The 16019-nt window shown below is 28.7% G+C and carries 17 protein-coding genes and 2 tRNA genes; 5 read left to right on the top strand and 14 right to left on the bottom strand.

Annotated elements, in window-relative coordinates:
• Positions 1-4: 4 nt before the first annotated feature.
• Genes scpB through AC5SL1_RS02700 form a run of 6 tightly spaced genes read right to left on the bottom strand, consistent with a single transcriptional unit; the run spans position 5 to position 5503 of the window.
• On the bottom strand, positions 5-706 hold the full coding sequence (gene scpB, locus AC5SL1_RS02725; RefSeq protein WP_494573726.1) for an SMC-Scp complex subunit ScpB: 702 nt from the start codon (positions 704-706) through the stop codon (positions 5-7).
• Positions 703-1443: a segregation and condensation protein A gene (locus AC5SL1_RS02720; protein WP_494573727.1), complete on the bottom strand. Its 741-nt coding sequence runs from the start codon at positions 1441-1443 to the stop codon at positions 703-705. The genes scpB and AC5SL1_RS02720 overlap by 4 nt, the downstream gene beginning before the upstream one ends.
• Positions 1444-1451: 8 nt before the next feature.
• Positions 1452-2399: a glycoside hydrolase family 3 N-terminal domain-containing protein gene (locus tag AC5SL1_RS02715; protein WP_494580672.1), complete on the bottom strand. Its 948-nt coding sequence runs from the start codon at positions 2397-2399 to the stop codon at positions 1452-1454.
• Positions 2392-2655: a hypothetical protein gene (locus AC5SL1_RS02710; RefSeq protein ID WP_494600192.1), complete on the bottom strand. Its 264-nt coding sequence runs from the start codon at positions 2653-2655 to the stop codon at positions 2392-2394. The genes AC5SL1_RS02715 and AC5SL1_RS02710 overlap by 8 nt, the downstream gene beginning before the upstream one ends.
• Positions 2655-4388, bottom strand: a complete 1734-nt coding sequence (gene argS / locus AC5SL1_RS02705; protein WP_494580668.1) for an arginine--tRNA ligase — start codon at positions 4386-4388, stop codon at positions 2655-2657. Before argS ends, AC5SL1_RS02710 begins: the two co-directional genes overlap by 1 nt.
• A complete protein-coding gene (locus AC5SL1_RS02700) occupies positions 4388-5503 on the bottom strand; it encodes a deoxyguanosinetriphosphate triphosphohydrolase (RefSeq protein ID WP_494600191.1) in 1116 nt (371 codons plus the stop codon). Before AC5SL1_RS02700 ends, argS begins: the two co-directional genes overlap by 1 nt.
• A gap of 50 nt (positions 5504-5553) precedes the next feature.
• On the opposite strand from AC5SL1_RS02700, the gene AC5SL1_RS02695 reads away from it, so the two are divergent.
• Together AC5SL1_RS02695 and xth are read left to right on the top strand one after the other, a co-directional pair.
• Positions 5554-5871: a HesB/IscA family protein gene (locus AC5SL1_RS02695; RefSeq protein ID WP_494573732.1), complete on the top strand. Its 318-nt coding sequence runs from the start codon at positions 5554-5556 to the stop codon at positions 5869-5871.
• Positions 5871-6647, top strand: coding sequence for an exodeoxyribonuclease III (xth, locus tag AC5SL1_RS02690; RefSeq protein WP_494587035.1), 777 nt, complete (start codon positions 5871-5873; stop codon positions 6645-6647). Before AC5SL1_RS02695 ends, xth begins: the two co-directional genes overlap by 1 nt.
• On the opposite strand, the gene AC5SL1_RS02685 is transcribed toward xth, so the two are convergent.
• From AC5SL1_RS02685 to AC5SL1_RS02675, 3 genes are read right to left on the bottom strand one after another with little or no spacing between them, the layout of a single operon-like run.
• Complete coding sequence (locus AC5SL1_RS02685) at positions 6639-7637, bottom strand: Ldh family oxidoreductase (RefSeq protein ID WP_494600190.1); 999 nt, start codon at positions 7635-7637, stop codon at positions 6639-6641. The two genes, xth and AC5SL1_RS02685, sit on opposite strands and share 9 nt — an antisense overlap.
• A gap of 16 nt (positions 7638-7653) precedes the next feature.
• Positions 7654-8052 (bottom strand): hypothetical protein, encoded by a 399-nt coding sequence (locus AC5SL1_RS02680; protein WP_494573735.1) that lies wholly within the window; start codon positions 8050-8052, stop codon positions 7654-7656.
• Positions 8052-8414 (bottom strand): Fur family transcriptional regulator, encoded by a 363-nt coding sequence (locus AC5SL1_RS02675; protein WP_494600189.1) that lies wholly within the window; start codon positions 8412-8414, stop codon positions 8052-8054. Before AC5SL1_RS02675 ends, AC5SL1_RS02680 begins: the two co-directional genes overlap by 1 nt.
• Positions 8415-8526: 112 nt before the next feature.
• Here AC5SL1_RS02675 and AC5SL1_RS02670 point away from each other — a divergent pair, with 112 nt between their 5' ends.
• Positions 8527-8748 (top strand): DUF6552 family protein, encoded by a 222-nt coding sequence (locus AC5SL1_RS02670; protein ID WP_494587037.1) that lies wholly within the window; start codon positions 8527-8529, stop codon positions 8746-8748.
• 60 nt (positions 8749-8808) lie between these two features.
• Here AC5SL1_RS02670 and AC5SL1_RS02665 read toward each other — a convergent pair whose 3' ends face one another.
• Genes AC5SL1_RS02665 through AC5SL1_RS02655 form a run of 3 tightly spaced genes read right to left on the bottom strand, consistent with a single transcriptional unit; the run spans position 8809 to position 14359 of the window.
• Complete coding sequence (locus AC5SL1_RS02665; RefSeq protein ID WP_494600188.1) at positions 8809-10014, bottom strand: sugar phosphate nucleotidyltransferase; 1206 nt, start codon at positions 10012-10014, stop codon at positions 8809-8811.
• Positions 10014-11732 (bottom strand): dihydroxy-acid dehydratase, encoded by a 1719-nt coding sequence (gene ilvD, locus AC5SL1_RS02660; protein WP_494600187.1) that lies wholly within the window; start codon positions 11730-11732, stop codon positions 10014-10016. The genes AC5SL1_RS02665 and ilvD overlap by 1 nt, the downstream gene beginning before the upstream one ends.
• On the bottom strand, positions 11732-14359 hold the full coding sequence (locus AC5SL1_RS02655) for a valine--tRNA ligase (RefSeq protein ID WP_494600186.1): 2628 nt from the start codon (positions 14357-14359) through the stop codon (positions 11732-11734). Before AC5SL1_RS02655 ends, ilvD begins: the two co-directional genes overlap by 1 nt.
• Before the next feature lie 128 nt (positions 14360-14487).
• On the opposite strand from AC5SL1_RS02655, the gene AC5SL1_RS02650 reads away from it, so the two are divergent.
• A tRNA-Cys gene (locus tag AC5SL1_RS02650) sits at positions 14488-14561 on the top strand.
• Positions 14562-14611: 50 nt separating this feature from the next.
• Positions 14612-14687: transfer RNA gene (locus AC5SL1_RS02645), tRNA-Asn, on the top strand.
• A 51-nt stretch (positions 14688-14738) separates the two neighbouring features.
• On the opposite strand, the gene AC5SL1_RS02640 is transcribed toward AC5SL1_RS02645, so the two are convergent.
• Positions 14739-15110 (bottom strand): helix-turn-helix domain-containing protein, encoded by a 372-nt coding sequence (locus AC5SL1_RS02640; protein WP_494600185.1) that lies wholly within the window; start codon positions 15108-15110, stop codon positions 14739-14741.
• 173 nt (positions 15111-15283) lie between these two features.
• Entirely contained in the window at positions 15284-16018 is a 735-nt protein-coding gene (locus AC5SL1_RS02635) for an amino acid ABC transporter ATP-binding protein (RefSeq protein WP_494600184.1), read from the bottom strand.
• Between the last annotated feature and the right edge of the window lies 1 nt (position 16019).

The following is a 16019-nucleotide window of genomic DNA, read 5'->3' as shown; positions in this document are numbered from 1 at the left end:
CTTTTTATTTGTCTTCATTGGAATTCAATGTGCTGCTTAACATCTCATCTATATTTTCATAGATATCTTCCTTTTTTTCTTCTTGTTTCTCCTTGTAAAACTTGCCAGTACCAAAAATTGCATTATCAATATTTGAACTATCAATTAAACCAGCAGATCCCAATTCATCAACTGTAGGTAAGTCAGACAATTTTTGAAGACTGAAATGACTTAAAAAGTCATCAGTAGTTGCATATTGAATTGGTTTACCAGGAACATCTTTTCTTCCTTGGGGTTTGACCCAGTTTAACTCCATAAGTATTTCCAATGTATTCGTACCAAATGCTACACCTCTAATTTCCTCAATTTCAGCTCTAGTTACTGGCTGGTGATAAACAATAATTGCCAATGTTTCTATTGCAGCTCTTGAAAGTTTTTTTTCAACTGTTTTTTCCTGTGACATTAAATTTGATAAAGTTTCAGAAGTTCTAAATGACCATTTGTTAGAAATACAAACTAAATTTATGCCTCTTGACGAATAATCCGTTTGAAGTTTTTCTAAAGTTTTTAAAACATTAATTTTTTTTGAAATTTTTGACTCAATTGTTTCAATATCCAAAGGTTCTGCTGCTGCAAAAACTATAGCTTCAACTTCTTTTTCTCCAACATTTATTTTTTTTGGAAATTCAAAAATATTATTTTTCAAATTCTTTTTAACCTTGTTCATTTAATTTCCTTAACATAAATTTCATCAAATAAATTATCTTGTTTGATTGTAAGATTGCCTTCTTTAACAAGTTCAAGGGATCCAGCAAAAATTCCCGCTTTTCCAGTACGTTTATATTTAAGACCACTCTTAAACGTACTGGGTATTAAGTCATTTATATTTTTCCAATCTATGAGTTTACCAAAAAATTCTTTAATTCTTTTAATGCCATCTTCTGTGGTGAAAACAGGTAGCTTGGGGATATTCATTCTTTGAAAATCTTTTGTCATAATAATAGATGAATAAGACTTAAGTAATTCGTATAAGTTTAATTTATATTCCGTACTATAAATTGATCTTATATTACCTTTGATTCCTCTAAGTCTAATTTCTCTACCTAATCTTTTTCTTTTTAACATTTGATCAGAAAGTAAACGAATTAATTCCAATTTTTTTAATTGTAATTTTAATTTTTCAGCAACTTCTAAAACTTTGAATTCTTCTTCAGGATTACCAGGTAATAATAATTTAGATTTTAAATATGTAAGCCAAGTTGCCATTAATAAATATTCTGAGGCGACTTCTAAATTCAAATTAGATTGACTTTTTATATAATTATGAAATTGGTCAGCTAATAAAGTTATTGAAATATCTTCGAGATTAACCTTTTGGGCTTTTGCTAAATCTAATAATATATCAAGAGGTCCTTGATAATTATCAAGATCAACATTGAAGTTTTTAGAATCATTAATCGACATTCCAAATATTAGCTTATAATTTTGTAAAATTGTGATGTTTTTTTAATTATAAATTTGTTTAAAAATGGAGAATTAGTAGCCACAGCTTTCATTTCCTTAAGATTTCCATTGCAGTGTAAAACCAAATCACATCCAGCACTGAATGCTTTTATCGTATTATCTTTTATACTAAATTTTAAACTTTTCATCGAAATATCATCTGACAACAAAATATTTTGAAATTTAATTTTTTTACGAATTATATCTATTACTTTTTTTGAATGAGTGGCTGTATAAACTTTATCAATATGAGAATAGACAATATGTGCCGTCATCCCAAAAAGACATTTCTTGTTCTTAAATGGTATAAAGTCCTTTTTTGACAAATATTTAAGATTTTGTTTGATTGTAGGTGTTAATTTATGGCTATCTACTTTTGCTAAACCATGCCCTGGAATATGCTTCATAATGGTTCCTATTTTATTTTTATGAAAATTTTCTATGCAAATATCACCAATTCTTGAAACTACTTTGGGATCATGGGAAAAAGATCTATCACCTATGATGGAGCTTGAACCTTTTAATCTTAAATCAAGAACAGGGACAGTATTGAGATTTACACCTATTAACTTAAGATGATTAGCTGTTTCTGCAATAAATTCACTATATTTAATATTAAAAATTTTTCTTTCTTTAGAATATAAATTTCCAAAAAATTCACTAGTTGATAAATCATTATTTAGAAAATTTGTAAGCCTGTTAACTCTGCCTCCTTCTTGATCTAATAAAATAGGGTATTTTGTATCATTGAATATCTTTTTAATGTGATTGGTTAATTTTTTTGTTTGTTTAATTGTCTTAATATTGCGCTTAAAAAGAATTATTCCCCAGGGTTTATATTTTTTTAAAAAGAATATTTCTTTTTTATTCAATATTGTTGATTTAATTCCTATTATAAAACTTCTTCTATTAATCATCACTGTTTATCAATTTCCAAAAACTATGATTTTTTTTTTTATTATCTAAATTTTTTTCAACATATTTTACAACATTATCGGTGTCGTTATTTAACAAAATTAGTTTTTCTGAATAAGAAATAATCATTTCATTAATTTCTTGTACTGATCTGTAGGATTTCTTTTTATTATTATCTGAAAAATAATAATCAACAGCCAAAAAAATAGTTAATATTATAAATAATATAAAAAAAAGATATTTTAACTCTTTAAACATTACATTTTTTCAGGAGTGCTAACTCCTACAATAGACATACCACTTTTAATTACATTAGATATTATTTTTAAAAAAACTAATTTATCATTAGGAATTTTTTTATCGTCATTTATGAATCTTTTGCTCTTATCTTCTTTGCCCATATTCCAGTATGAATGAAATTCAGATGAAAGTTCATAAAGGTAAATAGGTATTCTATGAGGCTCAAGCCTTGAACTTGCAGTTTCTATGCATTTTGGCCATTCAGCAATTTTTTTTAATATATTCATTTCATCTTTAGAATAATTAAAGTTATATTCTTTCATTTTTAAATCCTTATTAATATCTAATCCCACATGTCTAAAGACAGATGAAATTCTGGCAAAACAGTATTGAACATAATAAAGAGGATTTTCTTTAGATTTTTCTTTGACTTTGCTAAAATCAAAATCAAGCTCAACATCACTACTTCTATTTAACATAATAAATCTTGTAGCATCCTTTCCAACTTCAGAAATTAAGTCTTCAACAGTTATATAATCTCCTTTTCTTTTAGACATTTTAAAAGGTTTCCCTTCTTTAATAAGTTTTACAAGTTGGCTAACTTTACAAACTAACTTATTCTTAGATCCTGATAACGCTTCAACAACCGAGGTAATTCTTTTAATATAGCCAGCATGATCTGCGCCCAAAATATTAATTAAAATATCATAATTTCTCTCTAATTTGTTATGATGGTAAGCAACATCGCTTGCAAAATATGTCCATGTTTTATCTGATTTTTGTAAAGCTCTATCTTTATCATCACCAAAATCTGTAGATCTAAATAAAAGCTGCTCTCTTTCTATCCATTCTCTATCATTATCTCCTTTAGGAGCTTTGATTTTTCCCTGATAGATCAAATTTTTTTGTCTAAGATTTTCGATTACTTTTTCAACTTCCTTATTTTGGACAATAGTAGTTTCACTAGTAAATTTATCGTGAATTATTCCAAGATTTGCTAAATTTCCCTTAATCAATTTTAAAGACTCAGAAACAGAAAGAAGTGTTAATTCTTTAGCTATATGCTCAAAATTGTCAAATTTATAATCATTTTTGATCTTTATAATATTGTTAGCTATATCTATTAAATAGTCACCTGGATAAAGATCTGTATTATCTTTTGGAAAGTTTTCATTATAAATTATTTCTCTAATTCGATAATAAACAGACTTAGTAAAATTTATAATTTGATTACCGTAATCATTTACATAATATTCTTTTGAAACATCATGTTTATTAAATATCAATAGATTAGATATAACATCACCCAAAATTGCCCCCCTACAATGACCAACATGCAACGGACCTGTGGGGTTGGCGGATACAAATTCAATCAAATATTTTTTTTTCTTTTCTTTAATATTGGTTCCATAGCTTATGTAATTGTCATTTACATTCTTTATAAAATTATTCCAATATTCTGATTTAAATTTAATGTTGATAAAACCTGGTTTTACTACATTTATTGAGTCAATTAACACATCTTGTTTCTTTATTTCATTAATTAAAAAATTAGCTAAATCCATTGGGGATTTTTTATTAATTTTTGATAAGAACATTGCTACATTTGATGAAATATCACAATCAAAGTTAGCAGGTGGAATATCAACATTAATTCCATTTAAAGATTCTGGCAAAACAATTAATTTATCTTTATTTAGTTTTTTAATTAATATTAATATCTTGTCTAAGTATAAGTCAAAAATGTTCATTAAATAGTTTTATTTAAATTAATTGCATATCTGTCGGTCATACCAGAAATAAAATCAGCTATTGCTCTATTAGAGTCTGCTTTTAATTGGTCCTTCGATATATACTTCGATGGGTTTTTCTTTATCTTAAAAAATAATTTACTGATAATTTTCTTACCTTGGTTATTTTTTAATAATACATTTTTATTATTATACATTTTAGTTCTTAAAAAAAGTCTAATTTCTTTTTCAATTGATAAAAACTTATTTGAAAAACAAACAATATTATTATCAAAATTATAAACATCTTTTATAGTCTTAATTTTATTAATCTTTAAATTGTACTTTGTATTAGCAATCAAATCTCTAACCATTAAATCAATCGAGTCTCTTATAATTTGATATATCAAAATATCTTTGTTATTTTTTTTAATATTTTTTTTATGTGATTTATAAATATCTCTAAAAAAATTAATTTCAATTAAGTCATTTAAATCAAATAATTTAGCTTTTATTCCATCTTGAATATCATGATTGTTATAAGCAATATCGTCAGAAATTGTTGAAATTTGTGCTTCAAGTGATCCTGAATTCTTATATTTTATTTTTTTATTAAAATTTTTTAATCCAATTAATCTGTTAACAGTAGATAAGTCATTAATAGGACCATTATGCTTTAACAATCCATCTAGTGTTTCTATTGTTAAATTTAGTCCTTTAAATTTTAGATACTTGTGTTCTAAAAACATAACAATTCTTAAAGTTTGAAGGTTATGATCAAATCCTCCATAATTTATCATGCAATCATTAAGAGCATCTTCACCTGCGTGACCAAATGGAGTGTGACCCAGATCATGAGCAAGGCTTAAAGTTTCTGAAAGATCATCATTCAAACCTAAATATTTAGCAATAGATCTAGCTATTTGTGCAACTTCTATTGAATGAGTAATTCTAGTTCTGTAATGATCCCCCTCTGTATTAACGAAAACTTGAGTTTTATGTTTTAGTCTTCTAAAGGAAGCACTATGTATAATTCTGTCTCTATCTCTTTGAAAAGACGTTCTATAAACTGAATTGTTTTCTTTATGTAAACGACCTATACTTTTAGAAAGAGCCAAATGAGAGTAATTATTCATGCTTTAAATTCAATAAATTGATATTATAATAGTAATACCAGTGTTGTGTTATGTTTAAAGAAATTAAATTTACAGATAAAGCTATAAAACAGATTAATAATTTGCTCTCCAAAAAATCTCCTGGTTCTTTTTTTAGAATCGCTATTAAAGGTGGTGGATGTTCTGGTTTTCAATATGAATTTACTTTTGATAATGAGATATCTAATGATGATCTAAATTATGAAAAAATTCTAATAGATAAAACTTCAGCTGATTTATTAAAAGGATCTGAAGTAGATTATGTTTCAGAACTAATTGGTGATCAATTTAAAATCTCTAACCCACAAAGCAAATCTTCTTGCGGTTGTGGTGTTTCATTCTCTATATAATGGTTATCACATCTTGGAATGTTAATTCTGTTAGAGCAAGAATTGAAAATATTAAAGAATACCTTCAAAAATTTTCTCCCGATGTTGTTATGATGCAAGAAATTAAAACACAAGATGAGACTTTTCCCTATGATGATTTTTCAACATTAGATTATGAAAGTTATGTATTTGGTCAAAAAAGTTATAATGGTGTTGCTATTATATCTAAGCATAAACTAGAAAATGTTAGAATAGATTTGATTAAAGATAAATTGAAACAATCTAGAATTATTTCAGCAGAATTAAAATATAAGAAAAAAAATATACAAATAATTAATATTTATACGCCAAATGGTAACCCAGTTGATACAGAAAAATATTCTTATAAAAAAATGTGGTTAGATAGTTTGATTAAACAACTAAAGTCTCTTTCAAAAAAAAATGAAAATATTATTTTAGCAGGTGATTTTAATATTCTTCCTTCAGCAGAAGATGCTTATAATATTAAAGGGTTTGAAGATGACGCTTTATACCGACTTGAGATAAGAAAAAAATTTAGAGAAATAATTAATTTAGGTTTTCATGATGCTTACCGTCATATTCATGGTGGAACAGAGGGATATACTTATTGGGATTATATGAGAGGTGCTTGGCAAAAAAATAATGGCTTAAGAATTGATCACTTCTTAGTATCAAATTCTTTATTAAATATAGTTAAGAATGTTAATATTAACAAAGACCCCAGAGGAAAAGAAAAACCTTCAGATCACACCCCTATTGAAATTGAATTAGCTTAAAGATTTAATTTTATTAACAAGTTCTTCATTAATATTTCTTGGTCCTTTATCTAATCTATTTTTATGTCTTCTTTCACCTGGAAGTCTAACCCCATCCATAGCTGACATTTTACTAAAAAATTTATCAGCATGTTTATCCCAACCTTTACCAGAAATTTTATCTGGTGAGATTGCTATAATAAATTCACCACCACTTGGCGGACCGCCATCGTTATTATCTTTAGCAGCAGTTTCAAAACTAAAATTTTCTCCAATTAATGCTCCAGCTAATAACTCAACCATCATTGCTATACTAGACCCTTTATAACCACCAAATGGAAGTATAACTCCACCATCAGCAATTTCACCAGGATCAGTTGTTTCTTTACCTTCTTTAGTTAAGCCTGTTCCAAGAGGAACTTTGTGCCCTTCTCTTTTTGCAATCTGAACTTCACCCATTGCCATTGAGGCTGTGGCCATATCATAGACAACTGGAGTTTTACCTAGTCTTGGCCAAGCAAAAGAAATTGGGTTTGTACCATATAAAGGTTTCGTAGCACCAGCTGGTGCAACAGCAGGCTTATAAGACGTACAAGCGATACCAACGAGGCCAGCTTCAGCAATAGCTTCAGTTTCAGGCCAAAGGGCTGCCATGTGATGTGAATTTTTTATAGCTAGAACTGCTACGCCATTTTTTTTTGCTAATTCAATAACAGCAGGTAGTCCTAAACTTAAAACCATAGGAGCAACTGCATTATTACCTAATACTTTAATAATACTTGGAGCAACATTTTCTAATTCAGGTCTTGCTTTACCATTAATCTTTTTACTTTTTAAGCCCGCAACATAAGCAGGTAATCTAAACAAACCATGAGACACAGAGCCGTCTCTTTCAGCTCTCATAATAGTGTCAGCTAAAATACTAGCATTCTCTTCATCACAACCATTAGCTAATAATGTATTTTTTGCTAAATCAAAAATTTCATCTAATGTAAGGGAAACTGTACTCATTCCCCTATTAGATATTTTATTTATGCTTGGTTTTCAAATCTTTTTTTAGATCTTCATGATCACCTACAACAGTGTGATACTGACTTTTTGTTACATATTTTTCTAAAAAAGGTACGGATAAAAGAGGTAAAAAACCTCCAAGCACAATACCAATAGCTGCACTTTTTAAATCAGGATCAAGTAAGGCCGCTATAAAGTCTGCTATAATATGAGCTAAAACTATTCCAATTATTCCAGCAATTGCACCATTAGAAATTAATTTTAAAAAACGGTTTATACTCCAACCTGAATAAAAACCAATTAATGGAATTAAAGTATGCACAAAACCAAATATAAATCCTCTTAATATTTCGTATTCTTCTATAAGTTCTTCTAAAAAATGAAGAAATTCTGGTAATTCGTGCGCGTGTTCCATTAGTTACATCTCCTACATATTGTTGAAACTTCAAGCTGAAAATTATTGAAGTCATAATTTTTAATTGGGTTTTTTTTAAATATTGTTTCAAATAATTCTGATTTAAGCTCTTCTGTGTCTCCACAATCTCTACAAATAGCTATAGATGGATTATGTTTAACATGCTCATGACTGCACAATACATACGTTTTATTCTGATTGGATTTATGTATCTTGTCTTCTTCAATTAGTTTTTTTAAAGATCTGTAAACAGCCATTGGTTGTATCTTTTTAAATTTTTGAAATTTATCTAGTATTTCATAGGCAGTTAAATGCTTCTTCGATTTCTTAATTATATCAAAAACTATATCATTATTATTCATTATGTGATGTTATAACATAACATTTTTTTTTGTCAATACACTGTTAATAAAGATTTTTGTATCCGTTATAATTGTAATAAGATTCTCATAAAACTTACATATAGAGGAGATTATGTTTATTAAAAAATACCTTAAATGGATCAGTACTGCTTTAGTATTAACTGGAATATTATTAACTAATTTAAATATCTATCCTATCAATATTTACTTTCATGGTTTAGGTGTGGTTGGGTGGACTGTTGCAGGATTTTTATCAAAAGATAAAGCAATACTAACTAATTTTGGTTTACAAATACCATTATTCTTAATTGGAATTTATAAAATTATTTTATAAAGAAAAATATCTTATTCGTTTGTACAGATAACACAGCTAGAAGCATAATAGCTGAAAGTATTATTTAATACGGCCGTATATATCTTGATATCTAACAATATCTGTTTCTTTAAGAATTGATCCTATTTGTGCTTCCATAATTTTGACTGGTTTCTTTCCAGGGTTTTGAATTCTATGAATAGCCTGCAATGGAATAAATACATGTTCATAAGGCTTTTTTATAAACTTATTTTTATTTAAAGTTATTTTTGGATTTCCTTGTGTAACTAACCAATGTTCGGATCTATGATGATGTTTTTGAAGGCTTAAAATACCTTTAGGTTTAACGAATAATTCTTTAATTAAGAATTCTTTTCCTTCAAACAAATTAGTATACCTACCCCAGGGTCGGTAATAAACATTTTTTTTCTTAGCATATTTATTTTTGTTTTTGTCATACATTTTTAAAATCTCTTTCCAACTTCCAAGATCAGACCAAGGTATATCTAATTTAATACCATTAATTTTTTTTGTTTTTTCTAAGATTGCATAATCAAAAGATTTAGCAGGTGCTTTAATGAATGACGCTTTGTTTAAATAATAAGTGTTATTTTTAAGTTTTGCTTTTTTAATAGAGTTAACACAATTTTTATAAATAATTGGCTGGTGTTTTTTAAAGTTATTTATTATTGAATCTTTTCTAAGAAAAAACATTCCTGAATTCCAACAACCTTTTTGTTTTATAACCTGCCTAGCTTTAGCTTCTTTTGGTTTTTCAATAAATTTAATTACTTTATTAACATTTCCTTTGATTTTTTTAGTTACAAAATATCCATATTCACTTGATGGAGATGTTGGTTTTATTCCAAATATAAAAATATTTTGATCAGTTAAATTTGATTTATTTTTGTTAATTGCTTTATTAAAAATACTCATCTTTTCAATCAAATGATCAGCTGTAAAAAACATTAACGGTTGATCATCAGGAATATCTTTAATTAGAGCTGTGCTTAAAATAGCTGGAGCTGTATTTCTTTTTGCTGGTTCTAATACAATTTTAAATTTCTTAATCTTATTTTTTTTAAGATGTTGTTTAACTTGTTTTAAATATTTTTTATTAGTGCTTATAATTGGTGAGTCATAAATTGACGCTTTAGTTCTTTCTAAAGTTTTGCCTAATAAAGTCCAATTACCAAAATCAATAAATTGTTTTGCTTGATGTTTTTTTGAATTAGGCCAAAGTCGAGTTCCAGCACCACCGCATAAAATGACTGGACGAATTTTCATTAAATTTCTGAATAATCCTTAACTTCTTTTTTCTTACCAGGATGAGTTGGAGCACCTAAATAAGCTGGTCCTACTGTTTGCGCATATTTCCACAGTGTGCCGGAGCCAAAATCTGATTTTCTTGGTTTCCATTTTCTTTTTCTTGAAGCTAATTCTTTTTTAGAAAGTCTGACATTAATCGACCCTTTTTTAGCATCGATATCAATTATGTCTCCATTACGTAGTAGCGCTATAGGACCTCCTAGAGCCGCCTCAGGGCCTACATGACCGACACAAAACCCTCTTGTAGCTCCTGAGAACCTTCCGTCAGTTATAAGGGCGACTTTCTCACCCATGCCTTGACCGTAAATTGCACCAGTAGTTGATAACATCTCTCTCATACCTGGGCCTCCAACAGGACCTTCATAACGAATAATGATAACATCTCCTTCTTTGTACTTTTTGTTTTGAACAGCTGACATTGCATCTTCTTCATTATCAAAACATCTAGCTTTACCAGTAAATTGTAATTTTTTAAGTCCCGCAATTTTAACAATACCACCATCTGGTGCTAAATTTCCTTTTAAACCAACTACACCACCATCTGGAGATAATGGATTATCATATTTTCTTAAAACTTTTTGCTTAGGATTAAATTTAATATTTTTTAAATTTTCCTTCATAGTTTTTCCGGTAACCGTCAAACAATCACCATGAATAAAACCTCCATCATACAGTGTCTTTAACAACATGGGAACACCACCTGCTAACCACATATCTTTTGCAACATATTTTCCTCCTGGTTTTAAATCAGCAAGGTAAGGAGTTTTTTTAAAAATTTTAGCAACATCCATTAAATCAAATTTAATTCCAGCTTCATTAGCAATTGCTGGTAAATGTAACGCAGCATTAGTAGATCCACCAGTTGCAGCGACTATGGTTGCAGCATTTTCTAAAGCTTTTTTTGTTACAATATCTCTAGGTTTAATTTTTTTCTTTAAAAGATTCATAACAGTTTTACCACTAGCTTTGGCATACTTATCTCTTTCCTCGTAGGGAGCAGGAGTTCCTGCAGAATATGGTAAAGCAAGTCCTATAGCTTCAGATACACATGCCATAGTATTTGCAGTAAATTGCCCTCCACATGCTCCAGCACTTGGACATGCAACTAATTCTAATTTTCTAAGCTCTGCTGATGACATTTGACCAGATGAATGTTTTCCAACAGCCTCAAATACATCAACAACTGTTACATCTTTTCCTTTATATCTTCCTGGAAGAATTGAGCCTCCATATATAAACACACTTGGTACATTTAATCTAACCATTGACATCATCAATGCTGGTAAAGATTTATCACATCCGGCAATACCAACTAACGCATCATAACAATGGCCTCTTACAGTAAGTTCAGCAGAATCTGCTATTACCTCTCTTGAAATTAAAGAAGATTTCATTCCTTCATGACCCATTGCAATTCCATCAGTAACAGTAATTGTACAAAATTCTCTAGGTGTACCACCATTAGCTCTAACACCTTTTTTAACAGATTGAGCTTGTCTCATTAGGGCAATATTACAAGGCGCCGCTTCATTCCATGTAGAGACAACTCCTACAAATGGTTTTGCTACATCTTTTTCAGTTTCACCCATTGCATAATAAAATGATCTATGAGGGGCCCTATCTGCACCTAAAGATGTATGTCTACTTGGAAGTTTCTTTTTGTTAAATTTTGCCATTATATACCCTTAATTGTTACTGATATTTTATCAATATCATTCTTTAAATTATTATAATTAGTTTTTTCCTGTTCAACAATCTCTTTTGGCGCTCTATCTACAAAACTTTTATTTTCTAATCTTTGAGATATCTTGTTCATTTCGTCTTGAATTCTATTTTGTTTGCTAGTTAAATTTTCTTTTATAAGTTTTAAATCAACATCTTTATCAAAATAAATTTTAAATAAATCGCCTGAAACGACCATAGTTGCTGCTGGTTTATCCAAATCATCACTAAGAATATTATTTATTCTTCCTAATTTTTTAAGGATAATTTCATTATTATTAATAAAATCTTTTTGATCGTCATTAATATTATTTATGGACATATCTATAAACGAACCAGGGCTTACATTTAGCTCATTTTTAAACGACCTAATTTCAGATATGATGTTTATAATATTCTCAACTTGTTCAGTACTAGTGTCTTTATTAATCTTTCCAGATGGCCAATTAGCATGCATTAAAAAATTTTTACTAGAATTATCAAACTTACTTTTGAGCCAAATTTCTTCAGTAACAAACGGAATAAAGGGATGCAATAAAATCAAAATTTGCTTGAATACATAGCTTGAAACTTTTTTAACCTCAGATTTTGCTCCTTCATTATCCGAAAACAGTATTGTCTTTGATAATTCTAAATACCAGTCACAATAAGAGTGCCAAGCAAATTTATAAGCATTTTTTGCTGCCTCATCAAATCTGTAGTCTTTTAAATTTTTCTCAATTTTTGACTTTGCTTCAATTAGCTCTGCATAAATCCATTTATTAATATTAACTGATAAATTTGGAATTTTATCGATATTGGTAAAATCACATTTATTTGTTATTAAAAAATTATTAGCATTCCAAAGTTTATTAAGGAAATTTCTATATCCTTTAACCCTATCTTCAGAAAGTTTTACATCTGTGCCTGGAGATGCCATTGAAAGTAGAGTAAATCTTAATGCATCAGCACTATACTTTTCAATTAAATCTAAAGGATCAACTACATTTCCTTTTGATTTTGACATTTTTTGTCCCTTCTCATCTCTTACTAATGCATGAACATAAATGTCTTTAAAAGGTTCTTTATTTAAAAATTCTGTGCCAAACATAATCATTCTTGCAACCCAAAAAAAGATAATATCAAAACCTGTAACTAGAACAGATGTTGGGTAAAATTTTTCAACATAATTTTTATCCTCAGGCCAGCCTAAAGTTGCAAATGGCCAAAGACCAGATGAAAACCAAGTATCCAACACATCTGCATCTCTTTTTAACTCAACATCTTTACCATAATGATTATAAGCTAAATTTTTTGCTTCTTCTTCATTGTAAGCTACAAAGATTTTTTTATCTGGACTGTACCAAGCTGGTATTTGGTGACCCCACCAAAGTTGTCTTGAGATACACCATGGCTCAATATTGTTCATCCATTGAAAATAAGTCTTTGACCAATTTTCAGGAAAGAAATTTGTCTTTTTTGAGCTAACAACTTCTTTAGCTTTAACAGATAATTTTTCTGCATCTACAAACCATTGTTCGGTTAAAAATGGTTCGATTATTGAATTTGATCTATCACCATATGGAACTTTATTCTTAATATTTTCTTCTTTTACAAAAAATTCTTTTTCTTTAAGTTCTTTTAAAATTCTCTTTCTTGCTTCAAATCTATCTAATCCAATATATTCTTTGGGAGCATTTTCATTGATTTTACCAGCTTCTGTAAAAATATTAATAATCTCAAGATTATTTCTTTGTCCAACGTCATAGTCATTAAAATCATGTGCTGGAGTAATCTTTAATGCTCCTGTTCCCTGTTCAGGATCTGCATAATCATCTTCTATAATCTTAATCTTTCTGCCAACAATTGGTATCGTTACTACTTTGCCAATAAAATCTTTAAATCTTTCATCTTTTGGATTTACAGCAATCGCAGTATCTCCCAACATTGTCTCAGGTCTAGTAGTTGCTATTGTTATAAACTCATCAGTTCCATCTATTGGGTATCTAATGTAAAAAATTTTAGAATTTACCTCTCTTTGATCAACTTCAAGATCAGAAATTGCTGTTTTTAAAACAGTGTCCCAGTTCACAAGTTTCTTATCTTTATAAATTAAATCTTTATTATAAAGATCCACAAAAACCTTGATTACCGATTTAGATAGATTTTCATCCATTGTGAAGGCATTACGAGACCAATCACAAGAACATCCAAGTTTTTTTAATTGATTAATAATAATATCACCATATTGGTCTTTCCATTCCCAAACTTTTTCAATAAATTTTTCTCTACCAATTTCATTCTTATCAATCTTTTCGGTTGTTAGTTTTCTCTCGACTAAAGCTTGAGTGGCAATACCAGCATGATCTGTTCCTGGCTGCCATAAAGTTTCATAATTATTCATACGGTGATATCTAACTAAAAGATCTTGAATAGAATTATTTAAAGCATGACCCATGTGAAGGCTGCCTGTTATATTTGGTGGAGGTATAACAACAGAGAATTGTTTTTTATGTTTTACTGGTTTAAATAAATTATTTTTTTCCCAGTAAGAATAAATTTTGTCTTCAACGTCAGTATGTATGTATTTATCGTTACTCATAGATGATTATAAGTTTATAATTTAATAATATGAATTAACAATAATCATTTTTGAAGGCTTATTTGGTAGACTAATTTTATATATTTAATATATAAAAGGATCTGTTTTGCTTAAAATATAGATACGATGGCAACGTGGCGGAATGGTTACGCAGAGGATTGCAAATCCTTGTATCCCAGTTCGATTCTGGGCGTTGCCTCCAAAAAAAATCTTGTTTTACTTTGAAAAAAAAGTAAGTTGAGTTTTTAATATTCCTCGGTAGCTCAGTTGGTAGAGCAGTTGACTGTTAATCAATTGGTCGCAGGTTCGAGTCCTGCCCGAGGAGCCAATTCAAAAAAAATTTGTTTATTGATCTATTTTGGGGTCTTATATTATTTATTTATCCAACTTTAGAAATACTTGTACTAGAGGTCTGTAAAGTTTTACTAAACTTCAATTTTTGATCATTATTCAATTCTGAATAAAGCTTAACTAAAAAATTATAGTTTATTTTCAAGTGGCTTTCATTAGATTTTTCAAGACTGCCCAAATATTCTGAAAAATCTTCAAAAAAATAATTAACTGGAACTTTTAGATAATTTGCTAATTGAAGTAACCTAATAGAGCTAACTCCATTAGTTCCTTTTTCATATTTTTGAATTTGTTGAAATGTAACGTTGATTGCTTTTGCTACCTTGGTTTGTGTCAAACCTAAAGCTAACCTTCTAAGCTTTAATTTATTACCCAGATGTTTATTAAAATTATCTTCCATTAAGACCCCTCTTAAAATTTATTTTATAAATTTGTATTGAACAGATTTTTACTAAATAGCGCAATAAAAAAATTTATTATTTTATATAAATTTAAGTAGTATATGGAATTAGTGTCAAGAATATAAAAAATAGATTTATCAAAATTCTTGTTGATAAATGGACAAAAATTGAGCTATAAAATTTGACTTAAAAATAATTTTGTTCGTTCGCTTTTTGGATTTGCAAAAAAATCTTTAGTAGATGCTTTTTCTACAATCATTCCCTCATCCATAAAAATCATTTGGTCAGCAACTTCTTTGGCAAAACCCATTTCATGAGTAACAACTATCATTGTCATACCTTGTTTAGCTAAATTAACCATTACATCTAATACCTCTTTAATCATTTCAGGATCTAAAGCAGAAGTTGGTTCGTCAAACAGCATAATTTTAGGCTCCATACAAAGTGCTCTAGCAATTGCTACCCTTTGTTGTTGACCACCAGAAAGTTGTCCTGGAAATTTTTGGGCTTGATCTAAAATTTGAACTCTTTCTAAATGCTTTAATGCCAGCTCTTCTGCTTCTTTTTTAGGCATTTTTTTCACCCAAATGGGAGCAAGTGTGCAATTATCTAAAATTGATAAATGAGGAAAAAGATTAAATTGCTGAAATACCATTCCTACTTCAGCTCTTACCTGTTCAATATTCTTAGTGTCTTCAGAAATTTCAGTTCCATCTACAATGATTGACCCTTTTTGATGTTCTTCTAATCTATTAATACATCTGATTAATGTAGATTTTCCAGAGCCAGATGGACCACAAACAACAATTTTTTCTTTAGGTTTTACTTCAAGATTTATATCTTTTAAGACTTGGAAATCACCAAACCACTTATTTACATTTGTAATTTGAATAATTGAACCTGACATA

Source organism: Candidatus Pelagibacter sp. PS_10_02 (genome assembly GCF_059418005.1).
This window is presented reverse-complemented; position numbering and strand designations above follow the sequence as displayed.